Genomic DNA, 23,848 nt, shown 5'->3' with positions numbered 1-23,848 from the left:
GCGTGGCGCACCAGGCGCAGGCCGAGGAAACCGGGATCCGGCCCGGCCTTCCGCCGCTGCCCCCGCTGGGGCTGCGCCTGAGCGGGACCTATGCCGCCTTCTTCCTCGCCATGGGCATCCAGGTGCCCTATTTGCCCCTGTGGCTGCAGGACCGCGGCGTTGGGCCGGAAGCCATCGGCGTCGCCCTGGCGGTGCCCATGCTGGCGCGCCTCGTCTCGACGCCCCTCCTCGGCGTGCTCTCCGACCGGCTCGGCCGGCCCAAGGCCATGCTGGTGGCGCTCGCCCTGGCGGCGGCGGGCGGCATGGCGGCGCTGGCGGTGTCGGTTGAGTTCTTCGGCATCCTCGTGGCGCTGGCCTTTACGGCCCTGGCCTGGATGCCCAGCCTGTCGCTTTTGGATTCCTACACCTCCCGTCAGGCGCGGGCGGGGCGAGCGGACTATGGATCGGCCCGGCAATGGGGCTCCGCCGCGTTCCTTGTCGCCAATCTGGTGGGCGGGGCGCTGCTCGGCCTGCTGGGCGCCAGTTCCGTGGTGCTCATGATGCTGGCGGGCCAGCTTGCCTATGTCCTGGCAACCTTCGCCCTGCCGGAATTGCCGCGGCCCGAGCGCCGGCCTGCGCCGGTCGCCGGGCGGCGGGCGCGGCTGGGCCTCCTGGCCGGGATCGTCGCGGCGGCGCTGGTGCAGGCGAGCCATGCCACGCTTTATGCCTTCGCCACCGTGAACTGGAAGGCGCAGGGCTATTCCCTCACCGCCATCGGTGTGCTGTGGGCCATCGGGGTGGCGGCGGAAATGGGTTTGTTCCGCTTCGGCACCCGCCTGGTGGTCCGCTTCGGGCCCCATGCGCTGATCGCCATGGGCGGGGTCGCGGCGGTGGTGCGCTTTTCGGCCATGGCCTTCGACCCGCCGCTCGTGGTGCTGGTGCCGCTGCAACTGCTGCACGCCTTCACCTTCGCTGCCACCTTCCTCGCCATGGTGGAGCTTGTGGGGCGCAGTGTCAGCGAGCATCGTTCCGGCACCGGGCAGACCGCTGCCGCCTGGATCGGCAGCATCCTGATGTCGAGCGCGAACGTCGCGTCAGGCCCGCTCTGGGCCGCCCTGGGGCCGCTCGCCTTCCTCGCCTCGGCCGCCGTCGGGCTTGTGGGCGCCCTGGCCGCAATCCTTGCCGCGCGGCTTCAGCCCCACAGCTCCGGCTCCGGCGGATAGACCACGGCGCCCTCGTATCGCAGCCCCGGCATGCGGTCGCGGGCGAGGAGGAGCGGGCCGTCGAGGTCCACCACCTGCGCCCGCTGCGCCACCAGGAGGGCAGGGGCCATGGCGAGGGAGGAGGCCAGCATACAGCCGACCATGATGCGGAAGCCGTGCCCTTCGGCCGCCTCGGCCAGCGCCAGCGCCTCGGTGAGGCCGCCGGCCTTGTCGAGCTTGATGTTCACGGCGTCGTAGCGCTCGCGCAGGGTGGCGAGGCCCGCGCGGTCGTGGACGCTCTCGTCGGCGCAGACCGGCACCGCGCGTTCCATGCGCGCCAGCATGCGGTCGTCCGAGGCAGGCAATGGCTGCTCCACCAGCTCGACGCCGGCGGCGGCGCAGGCATCGAGCAGCGCCGGCAGGTCGGCGGCGCTCCAGCCCTCGTTGGCGTCCACGATGAGGCGGGCCTCGGGCGCCGCGGCGCGGATCGCCCTGAGCCGTTCGCGATCGCCGGGCGCGCCCAGCTTGAGTTTGAGCAGGGGCCGGCCAGCCTGCGCCGCGGCGGCTGCGGCCTGCGCCATCGCCTGCGGTGCATCGAGGCTGAGCGTGAAGGCGGTCACGAGCGGGCGGAGCGCGCCCAGCCCGGCGCGCTCCGCGACCGCCATGCCCGATTGCTTGGCTTCGAGGTCCCAGAAGGCGCAGTCGAGGGCATTGCGGGCGGCCCCCGGCGGGAGGCAATATTGCAGCGCCTCGCGATCGAGCCCCGCCGCGATCCGGGGGGCAAGCGCCGTGATGGCGGCGGCGACGCCTTCCACCGTCTCGCCATAGCGGGCATAGGGCACGCATTCCCCGCGCCCGGTCGTGCCGTCATGGGTGAGGCGCGCTTCCACCACCACTGCCTCCGTCTTGGAGCCGCGGGCGATGGTGAAGGTGCCGGCGATGGGAAAGCGCTCGATGCTGAGGGCAAGTTGGGCCATGGGTTAAGCTTAATATCCGATTCCGCCGTCCGCTTCGCGGGGGCGAAACGGATACCGGCCGGGTGTGTCCTTCGTGATCTCGACGCGACGCGCGGTTGTCTGTATGGCTTAACCAACTGCCCGTGCCGTCGCTCGAAAGTGCCCGCACGGGCGCACGATCCGCTGTGTGTTGCGTCGCAGCAGGAGAGGTCGAAAGAGCGAAAAAGAGTTAAGGCTGCGATTTCTGCGTTCGCGTGGAACCGGATCGCAGCCCGGCGGGGCGAGAGCGCAAGTCGGGGCGGGGCCCCGGGCCGGCGATGCCGGGCCCGGACCCGCCAGGACGAGAGGACAGGCCGGCGCCCCGCCGTTTCGCGGCGCCCCCATGGAGACCGAGCGTTGCCCCACGCCTCCCTGATTTCCGTGCATAGCCAGGACGACCTGCTCACCGTGGCCGGGCGCGGCGCATGGACATCCGAATATGCCGACGAGCTCGAGCAGGCGGTTGATGATACCGTCAGCACCTATGCCCATCCCAAGGGCGTCGAGATCGACCTCGCCGCCGTCGAGCGCATGGACACCTTCGGCGCCCTCCTGTTCGAGCGGCTGAAGCGCTCCTGGAAGGATTCGGGCATCGAGCCGCAGGTGAAGGGGCTCGCCCCGCGCTACACGGTGCTCATCGAGGAAATGGGCCGCACGGGGCAGGAGCCGCCCCCGCCGGCCCGGCGCCACGAGGCGATCCTGGAGCGCTTCGGCCACGAGACGGTGAATGTCGCCGCCGATGCCGCGGCGCTGCTGAATTTCGTCGGGGCCTCGGTGGCCGCCATGGGGCGGGTGCTGCTGCGCCCGCGCAGCTTCCGCTTTACCGCCATGGTGAACCAGCTCGACCGGGTCGGCTTCCGGGCGGTGCCGATCATCGTGCTCATCACCTTCCTCATCGGCTGCATCCTGGCCCAGCAGGGCATCTTCAACTTCCGCCGCTTCGGTGCCGACATCTATGTGGTGGACATGGTGGGCGTGCTGGTGCTGCGCGAGCTGGGCGTGCTCATCGTCGCCATCATGATCGCCGGCCGCTCCGGCAGCGCCTATACCGCCGAGCTCGGCTCCATGCGCATGCGCGAGGAGATCGACGCCCTGCGCGTCATGGGCTTCGATCCCGTGGAGGTGCTGGTGGTGCCGCGCCTTTTGGCGCTGATCATCGCCTTGCCGCTGCTCACCTTCATCGGCTCCATGTCGTCCCTGCTGGGGGCGGGGCTGGTCTCATGGGGCTATGGCGGCATCACGCCCGAGGTGTTCCTAAACCGCCTCAAGGGCGCCATCGACATGGACCAGTTCAACGTGGGCATGATCAAGGCGCCCTTCATGGCGGCGACCATCGGCATCGTCGCCTGTCTCGAAGGCCTGCGGGTGGGGGGCAGCGCCGAGTCGCTCGGTGCCCACACCACGGCGTCGGTGGTGAAGGCCATCTTCCTCGTCATCGTGATGGACGGCGTGTTCGCCATGTTCTTCGCCGCGATCGACATGTGAGGCGGCATGGACGCGCGCACCTCCACCACCGCCGAGGCGGACAGCCACCGGGAAGCGATCATCTCCGTCCACGACATCGTGGTCGGCTTCGGTGACCGGGTGATTCTCAACCACCTCGACCTCGACGTGTATCGCGGCGAGATCCTGGGTTTCGTCGGCACCTCCGGCGGCGGCAAGTCCGTTCTCACGCGCACCATCCTCGGCCTGGTGCCCAAGCGCTCGGGGACGGTGGAGGTGTTCGGCCAGAATCTCGACGACCTCTCCGAGCGCGAGCGCTCGGCGCTGGAGCGGCGCTGGGGCGTGCTGTTCCAGCAGGGCGCGCTGTTCTCCTCGCTCACGGTGAAGCAGAACATCCAGTTTCCGCTGCGGGAGAATCTGCGCCTGTCCCAGCGCCTGCTGGACGAGATCGCCTATACCAAGATCGAGATGGTGGGCCTGAAATGCGACGTGGCGGAGAAGCTGCCGTCGGAGCTGTCCGGCGGCATGATCAAGCGCGCCGCGCTCGCCCGCTCGCTGGCCCTCGATCCGGAAATCCTCTTTCTCGACGAGCCGACTTCGGGCCTCGACCCCATCGGCGCCGGCGATTTCGACGAGCTCATCCGCACGTTGCAACAGACTTTGGGGCTTACGGTTTTCATGGTAACCCACGATCTCGACAGTCTGCATACCGTGTGCGATCGCATCGCCGCGCTGGCGGATGGGAAGGTGATCGCCCAGGGCACCATCGAGGACATGATGGCGCAACAGCACCCTTGGCTGCGGGCCTATTTTCATGGCACGCGGGCCCGGGCGGTGCAGGGTGCGCGCCGATGACACAGCATTAGGGGAGCGGACCGGACGGCGGGGGCAAGGTCGGAACGGAGCCGGGATCAGGCATGGAAACACGGGCCAACTACACCATTATCGGAGCCTTCACGCTCGCGGTGCTCGCCGCGGCGTTCGGCTTCGTATACTGGTTCGCCGGACCGCAGGATTCCACCGCGCGCAAGCCCTACGAGATCGTCTTCGACGGCTCGGTGGCCGGCCTGCGCCAGGGCAACAATGTCCTCTTCAACGGCATTCCGGTCGGGCAGGTGACGGGACTTGGGCTTGTGGCGGGCCAGCCGGGGCAGGTGCTGGCGCGGGTCGCCATCAACAATGACGTGCCGGTGCTGTCGGACGCGAAGGCGGGCCTCGAATCCCAGGGGCTGACGGGCATCGTCGTGGTCTCCATCCGCGGCGGCCAGCCCGGCGCCCCGCCCCTCCCGCTGGGACCGAACGGCGTCCCGCGCATCTCCGCGGATGGCGGGGCAGGCATGGCCGGGCTCCTCGCCTCGGCCCAGGGCGTGGCCCGCAGGATCGAGGTGGTGCTGGACGCCATCAACCCGCAGGATATCAAGAACATCATCGCCAACATCGACACCTTCTCGAAGGCGGTGGCGTCGAAGTCGGAGGACGTGGCGAGCCTGATCGAGCAGTCCAACGCCCTCGTCAAGCAGCTCAACGGCGTCGCCGAGAAGGTGGAGCGGGTGGTGGTGAACCTGCAGAAGGCCACCGAGGACAAGGATGGCCTGCTGATGCAGGCCACCGACGCCGCATCCTCGGTCCGCAAGCTCGCCGACAATCTGGACCAGCGCACGGCGCTCCTGACCGACCAGATCAGCCGTTTCACCGGCCCGGGCCTCAAGCAATACGAGGCGCTGGCCACCGACGGTCGCCGCACCCTCAACGAGATCGACCGCGTGCTCAAGAACATCGAGCGCAATCCGCAGCAGTTCATTTTCGGCGGCGGCAACTCCATTCCGAAATACGGGCGATGAGCCGATCATGACTTTCGTTCGCTGGAGCCGCCTCGCTCGCCTTTCCGCTTCCAGGGCCGGTACCGTGCCGCCGATCGCCGCCCTCCTGTTCGGCGCGGTCCTCGTCCTCGGCCTCGCAGGATGCGGCTCGACGCCCACCCCCACCTATAACCTCTCGGCCCCCGCCGGCTTCACGGCGGGCGGCAGGGGGGCCGGGCAATTGGTGGTGGTGGCGCCCACCGCGCTCGCGGTGCTCAACACCGACAAGGTGATGGTGGAGCCGGGGCCGGGCCAGGTGGCGTACCTCGCCGACGCCCAGTGGAGCGACAACCTTCCGGCTCTGCTTCAGGCGCGCACCATCCAGGCCTTCGAGAATGCCAGCAAGCTGCGCCGCGTCGCCCGTCCCGGCGACGGGGTGAATGCGGACTATCAGCTGGTCATCGACATCCGCACCTTCGCCCTGCGCATCACCGACCAGGGGCCGGTGGCGGTGGTGGAGCTGTCGGCCAAGCTCATCGGCACCCAGAGCGGGCGGATCCTCGCGGCGCAGGTGTTCAAGGCGGCGGTGCCGGCGGCCTCCACCGCCGGCCCGGTGGCCACCGCAGCGCTCGATACGGCGCAGGAACAGGTGCTGGTGCAGATGGTGCGCTGGGCGTCAGCCCGGTTCTGACAGGCCGGGTGGGACGGCGCCCGGAGGGTGCTCCGCCCCGGCGCCGGCGTTTCGGCCGCGCGCCCGATCCTGTCTCAAGCCAGGCGGTCGGCCAGCAGGAATTGCAGCGCCCGGTCGAGCCGGATGTGGGGGATGGCCCCCTCGCCGATCCCGGCAGGCGGCCGGAAGCGCAGGAAGCGGAAGTCCGCATCTCCCTCGACGCCGCCGGCGAGGCCGCGAAAGCCGGCCCCCGAGGGATCGAACAGCGCATCCGGATCGGCCGGCAGGTCGCCGGGGAACACCGCCACCTCCTCGGTTCCGTCGAACCGGTGGCCCGCCGCTTCCTGTCCCGCTTCCGGCGTGCCGACGATGGCGTCCAGCTCATGTCCGTCGCGCCGCACCCGCGCCTCGCGGGTGGCGCGGATCGCGGCAAGCGCCACCACATCCAGCGCCGCGCCCTGATCGTGGGCACGGGCGCGGGCGCGCTCCACCAGGCGGGCGAGGATGGCCTCCAGCCGGTCGTGGCTCTCCCGGTGCAGGTGGTCGGCCTTGGTGGCGGCGAACAGCACTTTCTCGATGCGCGGCCGGAACAGGGTGCTCACCAGGCTGTTCCGGCCGGTGCGGAAGGCGGCGAGGATGCCATCCAGCGCCCGTTCCAGGTCGGCCAGCGCCGCCGGTCCCGCATTGAGCGCGGCGAGGGTGTCCACCAGCACGATCTGCCGGTCGAGACGGGCGAAGTGGTTGCGGAAGAAGGGCCGCACCACGGCGTTCTTATAGGCCTCGAACCGCCGCTCCATCATCGCCCCGAGGCTGCCCGCCCTGGCTGCGTCGCCGCCTGCGTCGAGGGGCGCGAAGGTCAGCGCCGGCGAGCCTTCGAGGTCACCGGGCATGAGAAAGCGGCCCGGCGGCAGCAGGCTCATGGCCAGCCGCTCGCTGCGGCAGGCGGACAGATATTGGGTGAACAGGCCCGCCACCTCACGGGCCTTCGCCTCGTCCTCCCGCCCGTCCGCGGGGGCGGCCGCGACCGCCGCGAGCCAGGGCGCCGCCACCTCCGCGCGGGCCGGCGCGCGGGCGAGGGCGAGGCTCTGCCGGGCGAAGTCGGCATAGCTCATGTCCAGCAGCGGCAGGTCGAGCAGCCACTCGCCGGGATAGTCCACGAGATCGAGGGTGAGGGTGCGCAGGCTGCCGCGCGCGGTGGCGTAGCGGATGGAGAGCCGCAGCTCGCTGACCCGCGTGGTGGAGGAGGGCCACGCGCGCGCCTCAGCCAATGTCTTCAGATGGTCCTCATAGGCGAAGCGCGGCACCGCATCGTCGGGCTGCGGCTGCAACTCGGCGCGGGCGATGCGGCCGGACTGGAGCGGCTCGAACACGGGCAGGCGGCCGCCGCGCGTGAGCGCATGGACGAGGGCGGTGGTGAAGATGGTCTTGCCGGCCCGCGACAGGCCGGTCACCCCGAGGCGCAGCGTGGGATGGGCGATGCCATCCACGCGGTCGGCCAAGGCCTTCAGCGCGATCAGCGCCTCGTCCATGGCGTCGGTGAAGAGCGCCAAAGGCTCGCTCCTTGATCAGTCGTTTCCGGGCAGCTCGCGCGGGGTGACGAAGCGGTCGAGCCGCGCCGTGGCGGGCGCGACATCGCACCACTCGTCCACGGGAAGATCAATGACTGCAAGGGCGCCGGTGGGGAATTTCTCTGCCATCCTCGACAGATGGGATGCCGCGCCGGAGGATACAAGCATCTCCGCGAGGTCCTGGAGGCCGGGATTGTGGCCCACCAGCATCAGGCTGTGCGCCTCCCTGGGTTGCTCGCGCACCACCGAGAGGAGCCTGGCGGTGGCGGCGTCGTAGATGCGGGGCTCGCTGGCCACCACCTTCACCGGAGGCAGCTGGGCCGCCACCAGGTCCCAGGTCTCGCGGGTGCGGCGGGCAGGGGAAACCAGCACGCGGTCCGGCACCAACTGCTCATGGGCGATGTAGGTACCGATGCGCGGCGCCGCCATGCGCCCCCGCTGGGCCAGCGGGCGCTCGGGGTCGGCGATGCCATCCGGCCAGTCGGACTTGGCATGGCGCAGCAATATGAGACGGCGCATGGGCTCCAAACCAATCAACGAAACGCCGCTCCTTATGACTTAGGCACCGTGTGCAGTGCAACAGGAATGCCCGCGCCGCAGGGTCACGCCCATCCCCCGAGGCTGGACGAAATGTCACGAGAGCGCCGCAAATAAACGGTTTCTCAAGCGGGAGGGCACCAATTTAGGCGGGTGCCAACGGACAGTGTTCATGATCGAAACGGCCCCGTCCCGCGCGGCGGCGCAGGATGTTACCGACCGGGAGCGGTCGGGCACGGCGCTGAAGCGCACCTATGATTGCGACGTCTGCGTCGTCGGCGACGACGTGGCGGGGCTCGCCATTGCGATAGATCTGGCACGGCGGGGGCGGGATGTCATCCTGCTCACGTTTGCGGCCAAGCGTCCGCTGCCCCTCGATGGCATCCTCGCCCCCGGCTTCGCCATGCCCACCGCGACCCTCGTCGATCGCGTCGGGCGTCACGATGCGCAGGAGCTTCTCATCCTTTCCGCGCAGGCGGCCGAGCGGGCTCTGGCCTTCGCCCGCCACGCCGGCGTCGAGGTGGGGCCGCGCGGGCGTCTGTCGGTGGCCCGCCCCCATGCGGCGGAGGCCATGTTGCGCGAGTATGAGCTGCGGCAGGAGCTGGCGCCCGACACCACCGTGCTGGTGGGAGCCGAGGACGTGGCGGCGCTGCTCGGCACCAACGTGTTCGCCGCCGGCCTCGGCGTGGTCCCGGCCGAGCGGGTTTCGCCCGCGGCCCTGAAGACGGCGCTGGAGGCCGAGGTGGTGGCGGCGGGCGTGCGCCCGCTTGCCGTGGAGGGGGCACTCTCCGCCGACCTGAAGGGGCTCAGGAAGTATCTGACGACCGAGGGCTGGCGCGTCCGCGCCTTCCAGGTTGCCATTACCGGGCCCGAAGCTTTTGCCCGTCTGGGGCCGAAGGTGGCTCCGCTGCCGCGCGCGCCGTGGGTCTATGGCGGCTTCCGCCTGCCGGGGCTCGACGTGCCCTTTGCGGGCATGGTCGAGGAAGCCGGGCTCACCGGCCTGCGCTACCACTTTGACGGGGACCGCATGACCCTTGCCGCCGCCACCGCGACCCGGGTGATGACGCGGGTGGGCGCGGCGCGGGTGCTGCGCCGCCACGCCGCCGAGATCTATCCGGTGGGGCCGAGCCTCACGGATGGGGCCGCCGGCCGCCTGCTGCCGGAACCCGCCGGGATGCCGCTGGTGCACGAGGGCGAGCGGGGCGTGTGGTATGCCCTCGCCGCGGCCGGCGATGCCATGAGCCACGGCTTCCTCGCCGGCCGCCTCATTGCCGGTGCCATGGCCGAGAAGGACGACCGCATCGCCCTGCTCCAGCCGTTTGCCGCAGTGCCGCTCCGGGGATGGGCCGGCCGGGTGGCGCGTTTCGCCGGCTATTGGCACGTGCGGCTCGCGGCGCGCCTGCATATGGACAAGATCGCGGCATCGATCGCACCCGCGCCGGACGATGCGGTTCCGACGCCGGAACAGGACGTCGCGGATGCGCGGGCGCTTCCTCCCGTGTCGGCACCCGCCGTGCTTGCTGCCCCCGCAGCGTTGCCGCGGCGGGGGATGGCGGCGGCGACCTCGGCCTCGCGCCACGCGGCGCGGGCGGCGTTGCATGCGGCCTCGGGCTGGGCCTCTGGCCTTGCCGCCCGCGCGGCGGCGGAGCCCGCCCGGCGCCGTCGCCCGCGCCCGGAGCCGGACGAGGAGGTTCCGCCCCGGCGTCCGCGCGGACCCTGATCTTTATCCCCTGACGTAATAGGCCTGCGGCCGCCGGCCCTCGCGGAAATAGCCGAAGAAGGCCGCCGCTCCCGCCGCCTGGGCGAGAAGGCCGGGCATGAGCGCGGCGAAGGCGCCGAGGTCGGCGCCATCGGGCGAGATGGCATCGCGGATGGCGAACTGGCCATAGGCCGATGCCGCCACCACGGTCGCCAGCATCCAGGGCAGGAGGGTGAGCGCGATGCGCGCCTTCGCCACCGTGAGCACCACCAGCGTCGCCGCCCATGCGAACAGGAAGACCTGGGGCAAAAGGCCGAGGCGCAGCACCTGCTGTGGCAGGCCCGGTCCGGCGAAGCTGTCGAACAGCGCCGACTTTGCCCCCGCGACGCCGAATTCCGCGATCAGCGTGAACAGGCCCGCCAGCGGCAGCGCGGTGATGCCGCAGCAGCACCAGAACAGCACGGCAAGCGGCCCGCCGAGGCGCGCCGCCTGCGGCCCGGCAGTGGCCCCTCCATCTGGCGGGCGCGCGGGAATGTGGCGGGGGGCAGGGGTGGTCATGTCCGGTCCTTGGAAGAAAAATGATCGTGCCACGTCTTCTGGCAATCGGGGAAGGGCAGGCGGGTGGCGGAAAAGATCGCCCGCGCCACGGCCCGCGCCAGCACCACCGAGGCCAGCGCGCCCAGCCGCGCGAGGTCGGGCAGGGGCACCTCCAGCGGACGCTTTTCGGTGGAGAGCGCGAATACCACGTCGCCGTCCAGGGGGGTGTGGACCGGGAACAGCGCGAGCGCCAGTCCGTTCTGCGCCATGATGGCGAGCCGGCGCGCCTGCACCGTGGTCAGCGTCGCGTCGGTGGCCACCACCGCGATGGTGGTGGAAAAGCGCGAGATGCCGCCCTTCAGGTGAGGGGCGGTTACCTCGTCCGCCAGCGCCTGGGACGGGGCCCAAGGCAGGCCGAGGCCGCCGAACTCGCCGTGCCGCTCATAGGGCGCGGCGCGAAAATGCGGGCCCTCGCCGAACAGCGGGCTGCCCGCCGCATTCACCGCGACGACCGCCCCCACCACGTGCCCCGATGCCGTCACGGCGGAAGCCGAGCCGAGCCCCCCTTTCACGGTGGCCGTGGTGCAGCCGGCGCCGGCGCCAACCGAGCCGAGGGTGAAGTCGAGGTCCGCCGCCTCCAGGGCATCGCGGCCGAGATGGGTATAGGGCGGGTGCGCTTCCCAGCCTTTGTCGCCGCCGTTCAGCAGGTCGAACAGGATGGCGCCGGGTACGATCGGCACCCGCGCCGTGCCCACCGCGAAGCCGCGGCCCCGCGCCGCGAGCCCCGCCATGACGCCGGACGCGGCATCGAGCCCGAAGGCGGAGCCGCCGGAAAGGGCGATGGCGTCCACACGCTCCACCGTGGCGGCGGGATCGAGCAGGTCGGTCTCCCGCGTGCCGGGGCCGCCGCCACGCACGTCCACCGCCGCCACCGCGGGCGCGTCGCAGAGCACGACCGTGACGCCGGTGCCGATGTGCGGATCGGTGGCGTTGCCGACCCTGAGGCCGGGCACGTCGGTGATGAGATTGCGCACCCTCTCAGGCCTACGGCCGGCAACGGGCGCTCAGACGCCCACCCGGCCGAGCTGCGCGTAGACCTCGTCCGACCAGGTCTTCAGGTCCATGAGGCCGGCATAGGCGGACCAGATCTCGATGCCGAACTTTTCGGCGAGGTCGTTCTCGGTGGACGCGAGCGCCTCCTCCACGGGCGTGAAGGTGCGCTCTAGGTGGGGCCACAGCTCCGACGTGCAGCGCGGGATGGTGATGAAGCTGAGACCGCGGCCCCCGCCCGCCTTCTCGATGCGGGCGAGGTTCTGCCCGTCGAAGGAGCCGCCGACCTCGTTCTTCACCACGATGATGTTGCCCACGGGCAGGGCGCCGCCCACCACCACGTCCTCGATGAGGGTGGAGACGTTCTCGATGGAGTGCGTCTCGGGCTTGGTGATGACGAGGAGGTCGATCTCCGGCGAGTTGCGCTGCTGCATGATGTGGGTGACGCGCCGGTGGTGCGCCCACTGCACCAGCTGCGGCACCACGTTGGCGCCGAGGTCCAGCACCGCGCCGCCGGTCAGCAGCAGGCCGCCGAAGCGGTCCCAGTAGCGCAGCGGGGCGTTGGCGTCGTTCTCGGACTTGCTGGAGCCCAGCGCCGAGCCGATGCCCAGTTCCAGCACCTTGGAGGGGAAGAACTTGCCGATCTTGGAATGGCCCGTGCCGTCGGTGAAGTCGGCGGCGACCAGCTTGTAGGAGAGATCCCGCTTCCTGAGCGCGGAGAACACCATTTGCGCGAGCGTGGTCTTGCCCTGGCCGCCGGCATAGGCGGCGCAGATATAGGTCTTCATGGCAGGGGCTCCGGTCGCTTGCCGAAAGGATGGTTCCCGCCGTGGCGGCCGGGAACCTCTGGATACCGTCACTGCGCGCCGGCTGGAGTCCGGCGCGCCGTGTTGCGTCATCCTCAGTCGAGCCGGCCCGCGGCGTGGGCGAGCATGGTGTAGACCTTGCCGGTGTCAGACGTGAGATAGGTCTTGGCAAGGGCGCTGCCGCGGTCATCGCCGGAGACCTGCTCCATCAGGCGCTCGAACTCGGTCACGTAGCGGTCCACGGTCTCGCGGAAGTCCGCATCGGCGCGGTAGCGGCGCTTCAGGGTGTCGAACGCCTGCTGGCCCTGCGCGGTGTAGAGGCGGCGCGAGAAGACGTGGCTCTCGCCCTTGTTGTGCCGATCCCACATCTCCACCGCCGCCTGATGCTCCACCATGCGGGCGATGTCCGCCGACAGCGTGTCGAGGGAGACCGCATGCGCGGCCGGGGTGGGGGCCGCCTGTGCCGCGCGGGCACCGGGCCGGTCCTCGTCGTTCAGGTTGTCGGAGGCGCGGGCCAGCAGCTCGGAGAGCCAGCCCTCCTTCTCCTCGCCCTGGGCCTCGCGGGCCGGGGCGGGGCGCGCGGCGGGCCGCTCGACGGGCTCGGCGCGGCGGGGGGCCGAGGTCGAGGCGGTGCGGCGCAGCTCGCTCTGGAGCAGGCCGCCCTCGGCGCGGCTGCGCAGGCTGCCGCTCTCGCGGGAGGCCTCGCGGACCGCGGAGGCGCGGGCGGCGTCCTGCGTCGCCGTGCGGGCGGAGGTCTCGACCACGTCGAGCGCCTGGCCCTGGCGGGCGACGATCTCGTTGAGCTCGGCCAGCGCCTTGATCTGCTCGGCGACGGCGCGGCGCATGGTGGCGGCGCTCGCCTCGGTCTCGGCGGGCAGCTCCAGGATGCCGCGCTTCATCTCCTCGCGGGCGAGGGTGATGGCCTGCTGCACGTCCTCGGCCACGCGCTTGAGGTCGCCGGCCACCTCGGTGAAGCGGTTCCCTGTCTCGCCGAACAGGCTCTGCACGTCGGCGAGGGCGGCAGCATAGGTCTCGCGCAGGGCCGCGGCGGTGCGCTCGCGTTCCAGGTCGGCGGCGGAGCGCACCAGCTCCAGCTGGCTCTCCACCGCCTGGGTGGAGCCGGAGGTGGCTTCCGTGACCACGCTGGCAATCTGGCGGGCGCGCTCCTGGGCCGCCGCGAAGGCCTGGTCCAGCATGGTGTGGAATGCGGTGACGCGGGCGTCCACGTCGGCGATGCGCTGGCCCAGGGTGAGGGCGAGCTGGTCCATGTCGGCACGGCGGGCGTTGAGGGTGGAGTCGACCTGGTCCTGCGCCATGCCGAGGGTGCGGGCCGCCTCGTCCATGAGCTGGCGGTTCTGTTCCAGCCGCTCGGCCAGCGCTCCCATCTGCGAGAGCGCGCCGTTGGACACGTCCTTGAGTGCGGCCACCTGGTTCTGGAACCGGCTGGCGGTCGCGTCGGCATTCTGGCTGATGCCGTCCACGGTGGCGCCGAAGCCTTCCACCTGACGGGCGAACGAGCCGGAGAAGGCGTCGAGGTTGTTCACCGCCATGGACATGGCGCCCTGGAAGGTGGTGTTGGCCTCGGCCAGGCGCTCGATGATGGAGCCCACGTCGCTCTTGAGCGAGCTGTTGGTGGCGGTGATCTCCGCCACGGCACGCTGGCTGGTGCGCTCCAGGGCGGCGAGGAAGGTGCCGTTCTTGTCGTCGATCAGGTGCGCGATCTCGGTGAGGCGGGTGCCCAGCGCGTCGGCCACCTTCTCCGAATGCTCGGTGAGGGTGCGGCTGACATTGTAGGACAGCGCCGAGAGCGAGCGCTCCACCTCGGAGGTCTCGGCGCGCAGGGCGCCGGAGACGTGCTCGATGCGGCCCACCAGGGCATCGGCCATGGCCACGCCGCGCACCTCGAGGGAGGTGGCGACGCCGTCGAGGCGGCCGAGCACCAGCTCCTCGATGCGGTGCACGCGGCCGTCCAGGACCGAGGCGATCTCGGTGGCGCGGGTGCCGATATTGCGGTTCACCACCTCGGCGCGCTCGGTGAGCACGTCACCCAGGGCCTTGGACCGCGAGGCAAAGAAGGTTTCCAGCGTCTCCACCGACTTGTCGAGGGATTCGGTGGCGGACTTGGTGCCCTCGGAGATGGTGCGGGCGAAGGTGACGGTGCGGGTGGCCAGGGTCTCGGTGAGGCTCTGGGCGCGCTGGTCCAGGGTCTGCTCGATGCGCGAGATGCGCTGGTCCATGATGGTGGCGACGCTGTCGGTGGTGGACGACAGGCGCTCGTCCAGGGTGGCGGTGGCGAGCTTCAGGTTCTCGTTCACCGCGGCTACCCGGTGGGCGATCTGCTCCACCAGCTCGGGGGCGTGGACCTTCATGGTGGTGTCGAAGGCCTTGACGCCGTCCTGCATGGTGCGGGCGATGGCCGCGCCGTCGTGCTGCAGGCGGTCGGCGAGGTCGGAGCCGCTGACGGTGATGGTCTCCTCGATGGCCTTGAGGCGCGCCGAGAGCATCTCCTTGATGGCGTCGCCCTTGATGCCGATGGTGGCCACCAGCATGTCCGCGGTTTCGCGGAAGGCGTCGGTGACCTTGGAGCCGCGGGCGCCGATGGCCTGGGTCACGTCGCCGGCGACGCGCGAGAGGCGCTCGGTCATGTCCGAGCCGGCGGTGTTGAGGGAGGCGGAGATCTCGTTGCCCTTCTCCATGAAGGTGGAAACCACCTGGGAGCCGGAGCGGTCGAGCGACGTGGTGATGCGCTCGCCGGTCTCGGCGAGGCGCTGCTGGAGATCCTCGCCGCGCACGGCCACGGCGTCGTAGATGCGGTTGCCGGTGGCCTCGATGCGGTCGGCGAGATCGGTGCCGCGCACGGCCAGGGTCTGGGCCACGCGCTCGCCGGTGTCTTCCAGCTTCTTGATCAGCTCGCCGCCGCGGGTGGAGAATTCCAGTACCGCGCTCTCGCTGCTGGCGCGCAGGGCGGTATTCACCTCCGACACCCGCAGGTCGATGTCGTCGGCGAAGCGGCTGGAATTGTCGGCGAGCGTCTCGCCGATGCCCAGCTTCAGGCGGTCGATGTTGGCGGTGATGTCCTCGCCCCACCGGTCGATGAGCTGGGCCACGTCGGAGGTGGTGGAGAGCAGGTTGGTGGAGAGGTCGTCGGTGCGCGACTTCAGCGTGTGAACCAACAGGTCGCCGGATTCGGACAGGTCCTGGCGGATGTCGGAGCCGGTCAGCTGGAGCCGGTCGATCAGCTCGCCGCCCTTGGCGGTGAGGCCGTCGATCATGCTGTCGCCCACGCGGGCGAGGGCGGCGGTGATGTGCTCGCCCTTCTGGGCGAGGATCTCGGTGACCTGCTCGCTGGCCTCCATCATGGTGCCGTGAATGCGCGAGGCCACGTCCTTCACCTCGTTGGAGAGGACCACCTCGGCGCTCACGATGCCCTCGCGCAGGCGCTCGGTCTCGATCTGGATGTTGTGGCGCTCTGCCCTCAGCTCGTCGATGAGCGAGCGGATGCGGGCCTCGTTCTCCTCATAGGCGCGCTCGAGGATGGAGACCTCCGCGCGCACCATGGCTTCCAGCTCGCCGGCGCGGGAGATGGCACGGTCCACGCCGTCGCCCATGGCCGCCACCTCGCGGCGCACGGCCTGGCCCACGGTCACCACCGTTTCGGTGGCGATGGATTCGGGCTGGGCGAGCCGCAGCGCCACCTCGGTCATGGAGCGGGCGATGGCCTGCAGCTCCAGCGACCGGCGCAGCACGCTGGCAAGGCCGAAGAAGCCGAGCGGCGGCAGCAGGATGCCGGCGAAGATGCCGAGCAGGGCAGGGGAGCTGCCCAGCGATTCCACCCCGTTGGAACTCGCCATCAGGCCCCGGTGATAGGCGAAGGCGAAGACGATGCCGGCGATGATCCACAGCGCCGAAGCGCCTGCGGCCCAGTAATAGGGCGTCGAGGCAGGGCGCTTCTGGAGCTGGCCCAGCAACTGGCCGATGGTCTGGCGATCGTCGTTGGCGGCGCGGCGCTCGGCGTCGATGCGGGCGCGCGAAGGGCCTTCGCGGCGACCTTCGGGCCGGGGCGCGTCCGGCCGGGCGGCCTCGCCTTCCGGCGGCCGGGGGCGGCGATTGATGGGACGCCCGTCGCGGGGCGGGCCGGAGGGCAGGTGCCGCTCGGCTGTGGCGTTGCGCTCCTGCGGGAATGCGGGCTCGGGTCCCCTTTCAGGTCCCTTGGGCGAGGCGCCGGCTTCGGCATTGTCGAGCTCCAGCGTCAGAGCTTCCTGGATGGCCGACAGAGCCGCCTCGGTCGGGTCCTGGATCTTCTTCGGTTGCTTCATGTCGCTGTCGCCTCTGCCTTCGACGACGCGCGCGGGGTGCCCCCGTCAGGCGTCGTGTCCAGTACACACACCCTTTCTATCCGGCAGGACCGGATGGAAATGGTTTACCGTTCCTTATCCTAGCCATGCTGCGCTGCGGATTGAACCGGCCCTGCCACAATAATGAAGATATCGTTAACGCCGCCCCTTCGGCCCCGTTCGGCCGGGCGAAGCTGGTGTGGCCCCGCGCTTGCAGCTATAGGCATCGCGTCACGACGCGACGTCCTCATTCCGCCACGGCCGGTTCCGGCGGGCGATCAGCAAGCGGCTCATTCATGGTTGCCATCACCTTCATCGAATATAACGGCACGGCGCACCAGGTCGAGGGCCCCGAGGGAGCCACCGCCATGGAGACGGCGGTGCGCAACGGCGTGCCCGGCATCGTCGCCGAGTGCGGCGGGGCCTGCGCCTGCGCCACCTGCCATGTCTATGTGGACGAAGCCTGGGTCGAGAAGGTGGGCGAGCCCTCCGAGATGGAGGAGGGCATGCTGGATTTCGCCACCGATGTGCGGCCCAATTCCCGCCTGTCCTGCCAGATCAAGCTGACGGCGGCCCTGGACGGGCTCGTTTTGAACATCCCTGAGACACAGGGCTGAGGCGCGCGGCCGCAAGCCCGGCGGGCCGCCCCTGCGTCCCGCCCGGGGGGCGGCCCGCCTTATTCCATCTTCTCGTTGGGATAGACGCCGAACAGCTGCGACTGCTGGACATAGCCGTCGAAGCCGTCGCCTGCGAGGCGGCAGAACTTGCCGTCGCAGCCCTTCACCACGCCGAGCACGCTGGGCTCGAGGCGCGCCACCACCTTGGCATCGGTGCTGGCGGCGTCGCGCAGCGCCACCGTCTCGCCCTTCAGCCACGGGGCGACCAGCGCGGTGCGGCGCAGCGACAGCATGGAATGGTAGACCCAGCCTTCCGCGCCGTCGGCGTCGCGGATGCGCCGCCAGGTCTCGAACTCGGCGGTGACCTCCACTGGCAGGCCGGCGCGGTTGAACACCCACGACACGTCGTGGTCCTTGTTGGGGCCGTTGCGCACGTTCACCTTGTCCGCCTTGAGCGAGACGAAGCGCGGCACCGGCAGGCCGGAGGTGCCGTCCTCGGCCGCCCTTGCGGGCCGTGCGGTCATGGGCTGGAGCCCCGCGCCCCCCGTGACCGCCAGCACCAATGCAAGGGCCTTGAGGCTTCGCATCAGATGAGGTCGCATCGTGGGCATGATGGGCTCGTCCTTTCGCATTGCAGTCCTGACCGGGGAGTGCGCCGCGGGGCCGGGCGCGTCAAGGGCACGCGGCGCCGCGCGCCTTGTGTTTCCCCGCCTGTCTGATAGACGGGACCAGAAGCGTTAAGAAATGGGGAATGGGGAGTAACGATGGTGCGTCGCAAACCCCTCGTCGTCGTCACGCGCAAGCTGCCCGACTCGGTCGAGACCCGGATGCGCGAGCTGTTCGACGCGAAGCTGAACCTTGAAGACGTGCCCATGGATCAGGCCGCGCTCGTTGAGGCGGTGAAGACCGCGGACGTGCTGGTGCCGACCGTGACCGACCGGATCGATTCGGCGGTGCTCTCCCAGGCTGGGGAAAACCTGCGACTGATCGCCTCCTTCTCCAACGGCGTGGATCACATCGACGTCGCGAGCGCGCTCAATCGCGGCATCACGGTCACCAACACGCCCGGCGTCCTCACCGAGGACACGGCCGACATGACCATGGCGCTCATCCTCGCCGTGCCGCGCCGTCTCGCCGAGGGCGCGCAGGTGATGATCTCCGACAAGGAGGAGTGGCCGGGCTGGTCGCCCACCTGGATGCTCGGCCGGCGCATCTGGGGCAAGCGCCTCGGCATCATCGGCATGGGCCGCATCGGGCAGGCGGTGGCGCGGCGCGCCAAGGCGTTCGGCCTGCAGATCCACTACCACAACCGCCGCCGCCTCCCCACCGGCATCGAGGAGATGCTGGACGCCACCTATTGGGACAGCCTCGACCAGATGCTGGCGCGGATGGACATCGTCTCGGTCAACTGCCCGCACACGCCGGCGACCTACCACCTGCTCTCGGCGCGCCGGCTCAAGCTGCTGAAGCCTGAGGCCTATGTGGTCAACACCGCCCGCGGCGAGGTGATCGACGAGAACGCGCTGACCCGCCAGCTGGAGGCGGGCGAACTGGCCGGCGCCGGCCTCGACGTGTTCGAGCACGAGCCGGCGGTGAACCCGAAGCTCATCCGCCTCGCCAGGCACGGCAAGGTGGTGCTGCTGCCGCACCTGGGCTCCGCGACTCTCGAAGGTCGCGTGGACATGGGCGAGAAGGTCATCGTCAACATCAAGACCTTCATGGACGGCCACCGTCCGCCGGACCGCGTGCTGCCCGCCATGCTGTGAGGGAAGGCCCGCAGGGTTGCCGGTCCCGCCGGTGCGGGGGCAGACACGCTCCCGCCGGGCTCGGACCTTCCCTTGGTCGGCCCTTCCCTTGGACCGTCATGCCCCGGAGCGCTGGCTCCTCAGGCCCCAGCGCCCCGCACATGCGCCGACAGGTCGGTGATGCGCGCTCCGGTCCCCGTCAGCGGGTTGTCCGGGTCCCAGGCGTAGCTCAGGGTCTCGAAGCGCATGGCCCGGGCGTCGATCATCAAGAGGCGCCCCACCAGCCCCTCGCCGAAGCCGACCACGGCGCGGATGGCCTCCAGCGCAGCCAGCGAGCCGGCGATCCCCGCCAGCGCCCCCAGCACACCGGCTTCCGCGCAGGCCGGCACGGTGCCGGCCGGCGGCGGCTCGGGGAACAGGCAGCGATAGGTGGGGTTGGGGCTGCCGTCCGGCCCCATCTCATGGGCGCGCAGGGTGGTGACCGTGGCGTCGAAGGCGCCGAGTGCCGCCGTCACCAGCGGCTTCTGCGCCAGCACGCAGGCATCCGACACCAGATAGCGGGTGGCGAAATTGTCCGACCCGTCCACCACCACGTCGGCCCCGTCGATGAGATCCAGCGCATTGCCGGCATCGAGCCGCACCGCGTGGGTGACCAGCTCCACATGGGGGTTGAGGGCGGCGATGGCGTCGCGGGCGCTCTCCGTCTTGGCCCGGCCCACATCCTGCGTGCGGTGGATCACCTGCCGCTGGAGGTTGGAGAGGGAGACCACGTCGTCCTCCACCAGCACCAGCCGTCCGACGCCGGCCGCGGCGAGATAGAGCAGCACCGGCGCGCCGAGGCCGCCGGCGCCCACCACCAGCACGGTGGCCGCTTTCAGCTTCTGCTGTCCGGGCCCGCCCACGTCGTGGAGCACGATGTGGCGGGCGTAGCGTTCGATCTCGTCGGGGGAAAAGGCCATGGCGGAATCCATATACCAACGGCCCCGGTCTGTGACCGGCGCCGAGAGGGTTTCGCTCAAGCGCCGCGCGGGCGGGACCAACGACCGGCAAAGCCGTGCTCACCGGCCGTTGGTGTTAGATCCAGCTGTCGTCGGCGTCACCCCTGTCGCGGCCGTTCAGTTTCCCGAAAGACGGGCGATCAGCGGCAGCAGCGTCCCGTTCACCGCCTCGGCCGTGAGCGGCCCGACGAACTTGTGGACGATGGTCCCATCCTTCGCCACCACGAAGGTCTCCGGCACGCCGTAGACCCCCCATTCGATGGCCGCGCGGCCCTTGGGGTCCACGCCCACCGCCTGGAACGGCAGGCCGTACTGGCCAAGGAAGCGCCGCGCGTTCTCCGGCGCGTCCTTGTAGTTGATGCCGACGAGGTTGAAGCGGCCGTCCCTGGCGAGCTGCATGAGCACGGGATGCTCGTCGCGGCAGGGGCCGCACCAGGAGGCCCAGACGTTCACCAGCGTCGGCTTGCCGCCGAGCGCCGCCAGCTCGATGCCCGGCAAGGGCGCGCCGCCGGGACCCTTCAGTCCCTCCAGCGGCGGCAGCGCGATCCGGGGCGCCGGCTTGCCCACGAGGGCGGACGGAATGCGCGAGGGGTCGCCCCCGGTTTCAAGGCGCGAGAAGAACAGGCCGGCCAGCGCCAGGAACAGCACCAGCGGCAGCGCCACCAGCCACAGCCGGCGGCGGGGCCGCTCTGCATTTTGGCCGGGCTTCTGCTGGGGGGCGGTGTCGCTCATGGGGCATCCCCCGTTCCGCGGCGGGATCTCTGGCCGATGCCGCGCGCCTCCAGCTCCGCGAGCGCCCGGCGCTGGCGCCCGTAATCGGCCAGGAGCCAGCCGGCCAGCAGGCCGAGGCCGAGGGTCGCGACGCCGTAGGAGGCGGCGATGAAGACGAAGTGGCTCATGACAGTTTGCTCATCCCGCCGGCTCAGGCCATGGCCTCGGCGGCGGCGCGGGCCTCCAGCGCCTGCACCCGGCGGCGGAGGATTTCCGTGCGCATGCCCAGCATGTGCAGCGCCACGAACAGCAGCGTGAAACCGATGGCGCAGACCAGCAGCGGCCACAACAGGCTCGATTCGATGGTGGAGCCGCCCATGCGGAACACCGAGGCGGGCTGGTGCAGGGTATTCCACCAGTCCACCGAGAATTTCACGATGGGCACGTTGATGAAGCCCACCAACGTGAGCACGGCCGCGGCGCGGCCGGCGCGGTTGGGATCGTCGATGGCGGCGCGCAGGGCCATCAGGCCCAGATAAAGCAGCAGCAGCACCAGCATGGAGGTGAGCCGCGCGTCCCACACCCAGTAGGTGCCCCACATGGGCCGGCCCCACAGGGCGCCGGTGACGAGGCACAGGGCGGTGAAGGTGGCGCCCACGGGCGCGGCGGCTTTGTGCGCCACGTCGGCCAAAGGATGGCGCCACACCAGGATGCCGATGGAGGAGGCCGCCATCATGGAATAGCCGAACAGGCCGAGCCACGCGAACGGCACGTGGATGTACATGATGCGCACCGTCTCGCCCTGCTGGTAATCGGGCGGGGCGCGGAAGGCGAGGAAGAAGCCGACGGCGAGCGTCGCCACCGCCGCTCCCGCGATCCATGGCAGGATGCGGGCGGACAGGCTGAGGAAGCGGACCGGGTTGGCAAGGTCGAGGATCGCCATGGCGCGGTTCTAAAGCCCCCGCGCGCCGGAGGGAAGCGCTCTCGCCGTTCAGGATTTCGTGTCGCAGGGGCGCCGGTGCCGCTCGCCCGGGGCTCTCAGGCCAGCCGGACCTGCCGGCGGATCAGCCACAAGGTCAGCGCTGTCCCCACCGCGCCATAGCCGAGCAGGATGGCGAGGGACAGGGCAAGCTCGCCCAGGCCGTCGCCGCGCCAGAGCGCGCCCTGGAAAGCTTCGATGCCCCAGGCGGTGGGCGTCACCACGCCGAGCTTCTGCAGCCAGTCCGGCATCAGGAAGTGGGGTACCATGCTGCCGCCAACCGCCGAGAGTAGCAGCACCGCGAAGGTGGAGAGGGTCTGCGCCTGATGACGGGTGCGCGCCAAGGCCGCCAGCGGCAGGGCGATGCCCGCCGCCGCCGCCGAGGCCGCCGTCGCCACCAGCGTGACGGTGCCCAGATGCTGGACCACGTGGACGCCATAGACGATCTGCGCCACCGCAAGCAGCACGGCGGCGAGTGCGAGCCCCTGCAGGATCAGGAAGAAGAGCTTGCCGCCCACCAGCGCCACGACGCCGCCCCGGCTCATGACGATGCGGTCGAACACGCCCGAGCGGCGTTCATCCACCAGGCTCGCGGCGCCCTGCACCGCAGCGAACAGCAGGAACAGCATGGCGATGGCGCCGGCATAATAGCTCACCCCCGGCTCGGCGCGGCGGCTGGCGAGGGGCTGGCGCTCCATCAAATCGGCGCCGCCCTGGGCCACCAGTTCCGGTGCGCGGGAGACGGCATCGTCGAGCCGTGCCCTCTGCGCGGCGGAGAACGGCCCCGTCAGCACCTCGATCTGGGCCGCCACACGCCGCATGGCGAGGCCGGGAAGGTCGTCCGTGAACAGACGCTGGATGCGGGCCGCCAGCAGCGCCGCCGCCACATTGCGCCCGGCATCGGAGATGACGACAAGGGGCGGCTTGTCGGTGGCGGCAGCCACGTCGCCGCGCACGATCAGCCCCACGTCGGCGCGCCCGTCCGCCACGCGCTGCGCCACCTCTTCGGGGGTACTCGCGGCCAGATGGATCTCGGGGGCGCGGGCGAGGGCGTCGAGGAGCATCCGGGCCGATGGCGCGTCGGTTGTCCGGGCCGCCGCCACCTTGATGCTGGACGCCTCGCCCCCGGTGCCGGCGAAGACCGCCGCGAACAGCACGAACAGCACCGGCGGCAGCACGAAGGTCATCAGCAGCGCGCCGCGGTCGCGCAACAGGGTGAGCGCCATGGCGCGGACGATGGCGGCCATCATGGCTGCGCCTCCCGGGTGACCGCGGCGTAGAGCGCATCGAGCCCAGCGGCCTGGAGCGACAGCGTGCGGGGCGCTAGGCCCGCCGCCTTGAGTGCCGCGATCAGGTCGCCCGCCGCCTCCGGGGTGTCGGCCACCACGCCGCTGAAGGCGGTGTCGTCGGCGCCGTCGTGAAGCCCGCGCGCGGCGAGCGCCTGCCGCCCGGCGCGATCGGGCGGGACGGCGAAGGTCGCTTCCACCCGCCGCTGGTGGGGAAAGCGGGCCGCGACGAGGGTCGCCAGCGGGCCTTCCAGCGCCACCGTCCCCGCCACCAGTATGGCGACGCGGTCAGCCACCATCTCGGCAAAGGCGAAATCGTGGGTGACGAGGAGAATGCCGAGCCCTTCCGCCGCCAGGCTGCGCACCAGCGCGGCAAGATCCGCGCGGGCCGGCGCATCCACGCCCACGGTGGGCTCGTCGAGCACGAGGAGACGCGGGTTGCCCACCAGGGCGGCGGCCACGTTCGCCCGGCGCTGCCAGCCGCCGGAGAGCCGGTCGATGCGCTCGTCGCGGCGGTCGGCGATGCCGGCCCGGACCATCACGTCCGCGACGCGGGCCGGCACGCGGGCGCCCGCCACGCCGGCAAGGCTGGCGAACACTTCGAGGTTCTCGGAAATGGTCAGGCTGCGATAGAGCGCGATGTCCTGCGGCGCGAGACCGATGCGGGCGCGGGCGGCGCCGTCCGCCGCCGACACGCCGCACACCTCGACCGCCCCGTCCCGGGGGGCGATGCGGCCGCAGATGGCACGCACGAGGGTGGTCTTGCCCGCGCCGTTTGGTCCGGTGAGCGCGGTCACGGTGCCTTCGGGCACGACGAGGTCGACGCCCGTCAGCACCGCGCGGGCGCCATAGCCCGCGTGAAGGCCCGATATGGCCAGGGGAGGGGCCAATGA

General features: G+C 70.9%; 22 protein-coding genes. 8 read left to right on the top strand and 14 right to left on the bottom strand.

What is annotated here, in order from left to right:
• Nucleotides 1-2 precede the first annotated feature (2 nt).
• Entirely contained in the window at nt 3-1,202 is a 1,200-nt protein-coding gene (locus K9U40_RS07410; RefSeq protein WP_282889573.1) for an MFS transporter, read from the top strand.
• Here the strand turns inward: K9U40_RS07410 and dgcA are convergent.
• A complete protein-coding gene (gene dgcA / locus K9U40_RS07405) occupies nt 1,172-2,158 on the bottom strand; it encodes an N-acetyl-D-Glu racemase DgcA (RefSeq protein ID WP_282889572.1) in 987 nt (328 codons plus the stop codon). The two genes, K9U40_RS07410 and dgcA, sit on opposite strands and share 31 nt — an antisense overlap.
• Before the next feature lie 375 nt (nt 2,159-2,533).
• Here dgcA and K9U40_RS07400 point away from each other — a divergent pair, with 375 nt between their 5' ends.
• From K9U40_RS07400 to K9U40_RS07385, 4 genes are all read left to right on the top strand, one after another.
• The gene (locus K9U40_RS07400) at nt 2,534-3,661 is read left to right on the top strand and encodes an MlaE family lipid ABC transporter permease subunit (protein WP_414114781.1); all 1,128 of its coding nucleotides are present in this window, start codon (nt 2,534-2,536) and stop codon (nt 3,659-3,661) included.
• Nucleotides 3,662-3,667: 6 nt separating this feature from the next.
• The gene (locus K9U40_RS07395; RefSeq protein WP_282889571.1) at nt 3,668-4,474 is read left to right on the top strand and encodes an ABC transporter ATP-binding protein; all 807 of its coding nucleotides are present in this window, start codon (nt 3,668-3,670) and stop codon (nt 4,472-4,474) included.
• A gap of 62 nt (nt 4,475-4,536) precedes the next feature.
• Nucleotides 4,537-5,460, top strand: coding sequence for an MlaD family protein (locus K9U40_RS07390; RefSeq protein WP_282889570.1), 924 nt, complete (start codon nt 4,537-4,539; stop codon nt 5,458-5,460).
• A gap of 7 nt (nt 5,461-5,467) precedes the next feature.
• Nucleotides 5,468-6,109, top strand: coding sequence for an ABC-type transport auxiliary lipoprotein family protein (locus tag K9U40_RS07385; RefSeq protein ID WP_282889569.1), 642 nt, complete (start codon nt 5,468-5,470; stop codon nt 6,107-6,109).
• Between the two features lie 74 nt (nt 6,110-6,183).
• Here the strand turns inward: K9U40_RS07385 and K9U40_RS07380 are convergent, their stop codons facing one another.
• Nucleotides 6,184-7,638, bottom strand: a complete 1,455-nt coding sequence (locus tag K9U40_RS07380; protein WP_282889568.1) for a YcjX family protein — start codon at nt 7,636-7,638, stop codon at nt 6,184-6,186.
• Nucleotides 7,639-7,653: 15 nt separating this feature from the next.
• Complete coding sequence (locus K9U40_RS07375; RefSeq protein ID WP_282889567.1) at nt 7,654-8,175, bottom strand: SixA phosphatase family protein; 522 nt, start codon at nt 8,173-8,175, stop codon at nt 7,654-7,656.
• A 190-nt stretch (nt 8,176-8,365) separates the two neighbouring features.
• Between K9U40_RS07375 and K9U40_RS07370 the strand changes: the two genes are divergently transcribed.
• A complete protein-coding gene (locus K9U40_RS07370) occupies nt 8,366-9,913 on the top strand; it encodes an FAD-dependent oxidoreductase (RefSeq protein WP_282889566.1) in 1,548 nt (515 codons plus the stop codon).
• Between the two features lie 3 nt (nt 9,914-9,916).
• Here K9U40_RS07370 and K9U40_RS07365 read toward each other — a convergent pair whose 3' ends face one another.
• From K9U40_RS07365 to K9U40_RS07350, 4 genes are all read right to left on the bottom strand, one after another.
• Nucleotides 9,917-10,450 carry a hypothetical protein gene (locus tag K9U40_RS07365; protein WP_282889565.1) on the bottom strand — a complete coding sequence of 178 codons (534 nt, stop codon included), beginning with the start codon at nt 10,448-10,450 and terminating at the stop codon, nt 9,917-9,919.
• Complete coding sequence (locus K9U40_RS07360; RefSeq protein ID WP_282889564.1) at nt 10,447-11,463, bottom strand: P1 family peptidase; 1,017 nt, start codon at nt 11,461-11,463, stop codon at nt 10,447-10,449. The genes K9U40_RS07365 and K9U40_RS07360 overlap by 4 nt, the downstream gene beginning before the upstream one ends.
• Before the next feature lie 30 nt (nt 11,464-11,493).
• Entirely contained in the window at nt 11,494-12,267 is a 774-nt protein-coding gene (locus K9U40_RS07355) for a hypothetical protein (protein WP_282889563.1), read from the bottom strand.
• A gap of 113 nt (nt 12,268-12,380) precedes the next feature.
• Nucleotides 12,381-16,601, bottom strand: a complete 4,221-nt coding sequence (locus K9U40_RS07350) for a hypothetical protein (RefSeq protein WP_282889562.1) — start codon at nt 16,599-16,601, stop codon at nt 12,381-12,383.
• Nucleotides 16,602-16,915: 314 nt separating this feature from the next.
• Here K9U40_RS07350 and K9U40_RS07345 point away from each other — a divergent pair, with 314 nt between their 5' ends.
• The gene (locus K9U40_RS07345; RefSeq protein ID WP_282889561.1) at nt 16,916-17,236 is read left to right on the top strand and encodes a 2Fe-2S iron-sulfur cluster-binding protein; all 321 of its coding nucleotides are present in this window, start codon (nt 16,916-16,918) and stop codon (nt 17,234-17,236) included.
• A gap of 59 nt (nt 17,237-17,295) precedes the next feature.
• On the opposite strand, the gene K9U40_RS07340 is transcribed toward K9U40_RS07345, so the two are convergent.
• Nucleotides 17,296-17,847 carry an SH3 domain-containing protein gene (locus tag K9U40_RS07340; RefSeq protein WP_282889560.1) on the bottom strand — a complete coding sequence of 184 codons (552 nt, stop codon included), beginning with the start codon at nt 17,845-17,847 and terminating at the stop codon, nt 17,296-17,298.
• 153 nt (nt 17,848-18,000) lie between these two features.
• Between K9U40_RS07340 and K9U40_RS07335 the strand changes: the two genes are divergently transcribed.
• On the top strand, nt 18,001-19,002 hold the full coding sequence (locus K9U40_RS07335) for a 2-hydroxyacid dehydrogenase (RefSeq protein ID WP_282889559.1): 1,002 nt from the start codon (nt 18,001-18,003) through the stop codon (nt 19,000-19,002).
• Nucleotides 19,003-19,121: 119 nt separating this feature from the next.
• Here the strand turns inward: K9U40_RS07335 and K9U40_RS07330 are convergent, their stop codons facing one another.
• The 6 genes from K9U40_RS07330 to K9U40_RS07305 form a co-directional block, all read right to left on the bottom strand.
• The gene (locus tag K9U40_RS07330; RefSeq protein WP_282889558.1) at nt 19,122-19,940 is read right to left on the bottom strand and encodes a HesA/MoeB/ThiF family protein; all 819 of its coding nucleotides are present in this window, start codon (nt 19,938-19,940) and stop codon (nt 19,122-19,124) included.
• Nucleotides 19,941-20,096: 156 nt separating this feature from the next.
• On the bottom strand, nt 20,097-20,711 hold the full coding sequence (locus K9U40_RS07325; protein ID WP_282889557.1) for a DsbE family thiol:disulfide interchange protein: 615 nt from the start codon (nt 20,709-20,711) through the stop codon (nt 20,097-20,099).
• Nucleotides 20,708-20,878, bottom strand: coding sequence for a heme exporter protein CcmD (ccmD, locus tag K9U40_RS07320; protein ID WP_282889556.1), 171 nt, complete (start codon nt 20,876-20,878; stop codon nt 20,708-20,710). The genes K9U40_RS07325 and ccmD overlap by 4 nt, the downstream gene beginning before the upstream one ends.
• A gap of 23 nt (nt 20,879-20,901) precedes the next feature.
• Complete coding sequence (locus K9U40_RS07315; protein WP_282889555.1) at nt 20,902-21,633, bottom strand: heme ABC transporter permease; 732 nt, start codon at nt 21,631-21,633, stop codon at nt 20,902-20,904.
• A gap of 95 nt (nt 21,634-21,728) precedes the next feature.
• A complete protein-coding gene (locus K9U40_RS07310; protein WP_282889554.1) occupies nt 21,729-22,919 on the bottom strand; it encodes an ABC transporter permease in 1,191 nt (396 codons plus the stop codon).
• A partial coding sequence (locus K9U40_RS07305) for an ABC transporter ATP-binding protein (protein WP_282889553.1) occupies nt 22,916-23,848 on the bottom strand: 933 nt, incomplete at its 5' end. The genes K9U40_RS07310 and K9U40_RS07305, both read right to left, overlap by 4 nt.

Origin of the sequence: Xanthobacter autotrophicus, from assembly GCF_030015065.1 — a bacterium.
Lineage (GTDB): Bacteria > Pseudomonadota > Alphaproteobacteria > Rhizobiales > Xanthobacteraceae > Xanthobacter > Xanthobacter autotrophicus_D.
Note: the sequence above shows the minus strand (reverse complement) of the source record. Positions and strands in the feature narration are given on the sequence as shown.

Bases quoted from the DNA above. Each gene is read 5' to 3' on its own strand.
- K9U40_RS07375 (WP_282889567.1), bottom strand. From the start codon at position 8,175: ATGCGCCGTCTCATATTGCTGCGCCATGCCAAGTCCGACTGGCCGGAT.
- ccmD (WP_282889556.1), bottom strand. From the start codon at position 20,878: ATGAGCCACTTCGTCTTCATCGCCGCCTCCTACGGCGTCGCGACCCTC.
- K9U40_RS07330 (WP_282889558.1), bottom strand. From the start codon at position 19,940: ATGGCCTTTTCCCCCGACGAGATCGAACGCTACGCCCGCCACATCGTG.
- K9U40_RS07365 (WP_282889565.1), bottom strand. From the start codon at position 10,450: ATGACCACCCCTGCCCCCCGCCACATTCCCGCGCGCCCGCCAGATGGA.
- K9U40_RS07355 (WP_282889563.1), bottom strand. From the start codon at position 12,267: ATGAAGACCTATATCTGCGCCGCCTATGCCGGCGGCCAGGGCAAGACC.
- K9U40_RS07395 (WP_282889571.1), top strand. From the start codon at position 3,668: ATGGACGCGCGCACCTCCACCACCGCCGAGGCGGACAGCCACCGGGAA.
- K9U40_RS07385 (WP_282889569.1), top strand. From the start codon at position 5,468: ATGACTTTCGTTCGCTGGAGCCGCCTCGCTCGCCTTTCCGCTTCCAGG.
- K9U40_RS07370 (WP_282889566.1), top strand. From the start codon at position 8,366: ATGATCGAAACGGCCCCGTCCCGCGCGGCGGCGCAGGATGTTACCGAC.
- K9U40_RS07310 (WP_282889554.1), bottom strand. From the start codon at position 22,919: ATGATGGCCGCCATCGTCCGCGCCATGGCGCTCACCCTGTTGCGCGAC.
- dgcA (WP_282889572.1), bottom strand. From the start codon at position 2,158: ATGGCCCAACTTGCCCTCAGCATCGAGCGCTTTCCCATCGCCGGCACC.
- K9U40_RS07335 (WP_282889559.1), top strand. From the start codon at position 18,001: ATGGTGCGTCGCAAACCCCTCGTCGTCGTCACGCGCAAGCTGCCCGAC.
- K9U40_RS07350 (WP_282889562.1), bottom strand. From the start codon at position 16,601: ATGAAGCAACCGAAGAAGATCCAGGACCCGACCGAGGCGGCTCTGTCG.
- K9U40_RS07340 (WP_282889560.1), bottom strand. From the start codon at position 17,847: ATGCCCACGATGCGACCTCATCTGATGCGAAGCCTCAAGGCCCTTGCA.
- K9U40_RS07315 (WP_282889555.1), bottom strand. From the start codon at position 21,633: ATGGCGATCCTCGACCTTGCCAACCCGGTCCGCTTCCTCAGCCTGTCC.
- K9U40_RS07325 (WP_282889557.1), bottom strand. From the start codon at position 20,711: ATGAGCGACACCGCCCCCCAGCAGAAGCCCGGCCAAAATGCAGAGCGG.
- K9U40_RS07390 (WP_282889570.1), top strand. From the start codon at position 4,537: ATGGAAACACGGGCCAACTACACCATTATCGGAGCCTTCACGCTCGCG.
- K9U40_RS07345 (WP_282889561.1), top strand. From the start codon at position 16,916: ATGGTTGCCATCACCTTCATCGAATATAACGGCACGGCGCACCAGGTC.